General features: G+C 36.3%; 2 protein-coding genes. One reads left to right on the plus strand and one right to left on the minus strand.

Going from position 1 to position 1337, the window contains the following annotated elements:
• On the minus strand, positions 1–524 hold a 524-nt coding region (locus tag ACMZ6Z_RS09365), incomplete at its 3' end, for a helix-turn-helix domain-containing protein (RefSeq protein WP_416132259.1).
• 233 nt (positions 525–757) lie between these two features.
• Between ACMZ6Z_RS09365 and ACMZ6Z_RS09370 the strand changes: the two genes are divergently transcribed.
• Positions 758–1285: a site-specific integrase gene (locus tag ACMZ6Z_RS09370; protein WP_416132260.1), complete on the plus strand. Its 528-nt coding sequence runs from the start codon at positions 758–760 to the stop codon at positions 1283–1285.
• Positions 1286–1337: the final 52 nt, after the last annotated feature.

Below are 1337 nucleotides of genomic sequence, written 5' to 3' on the forward strand. Positions count from 1 at the left end.
TTATCGTCAGAGGTTGCTTTTGTCAAACGATCACACATTAGTCGGCTTTTAAGGGCTTTATCATTTTGTGAATACAGGTTCTTAGGGTATTCTGGCCTTGGGGTTATTTTTCGCCAACCATGACGTTTCAAGAGGGCGTAAAACGTTTGACGTGGTACTTCTTGTCCAATTTCTTCTTGATAAGCTTCAAAGAGAAGCGTCGTCGTCACTAACTCCCCAGTATCTAAGGAACTGTCTAGTATTTTCTTAAAAAATGCCTGCTCTTGTTCAACGGTTAAATAGTTACGGTGTCTCCCACCGCGTGTTTCCTTTACGATAGCAGACAGGCCTTCATAAAAATACTTATCAACTTGATTTTTCACTGTTTGTGGAACATAGCCAGTCAAATCAGCAACTTTTTGAAAGGACAAACCTTCTGAACGCAGAAGAATAGCATGAAGGCGACGATGGTAGGGCGCATAGTTTGAATTTTTTAAGGCGTCTTTTAATTCTTTTATATGGCTACTTGTAAATACTTTTGTCATAGTTTTATTATAACATCTATTTTTGGTTTTTATTTAGTATTAAAGTTTGCCCAAAGAGACAAGCTAGATATCCACGACTTTACACAAGGTGTTAAAATAACTGGAGTTGCTCCTAAAAAGTCAAAAGATGAAAAGTACATTCATAGTAAAGCTGACTATATAAAATTGTTAAACTATTTGAAAAAATCGCTTGTTACAAAAACAGTGTTGCACCATACTTCCTTTACATTCAATTGAAAACAGGTCTGAGTTTTGGAGAAGTCCTGGGGTTGACTTCGGACTGCATCAAGTGGGAAACATCTGAAATCTATACTTACAGGCGTTATGATTCAAATCATCGACGATGGACAGACGCAAAAATACCTGAATCCATTCGTTATGTCCCAATTGATAAAGAAGCTCTAGAAGTTCTTAAAAAACATCTAGAAGAACAAAGCAGATTAGAACTTGATAATACTGACAATATGCTTTTTGTGAACAGGGCTTATGGAGTTCCTTCCAATAATGCCATGAATAAGTTTCTACAGTCTATACTGAAAGAATTCGATATTCAACCTCAAAATATGACTTGCACAGGAAGCCGTCACACTTACGCCTCAATCCTCCTCTCAGAAGATATAGATATTTGGGCAATTGCTAAAAATATGGGACATAAAGATATCAAGCAAATTACAGAAACCTATGGTCACCTTATCAAAGAAACAGCGGAGGTTGAGAATGAAAAAGTCAGAGAAGCACTTTATAATATCAATGCAGTATAGTCCAAAAATTGATAAGGTTGAACAAACCCAAATTGTCAAATTAAGTTAGACT

Source organism: Streptococcus pluranimalium (assembly GCF_047785705.1).
Classification (GTDB): domain Bacteria; phylum Bacillota; class Bacilli; order Lactobacillales; family Streptococcaceae; genus Streptococcus; species Streptococcus pluranimalium_A.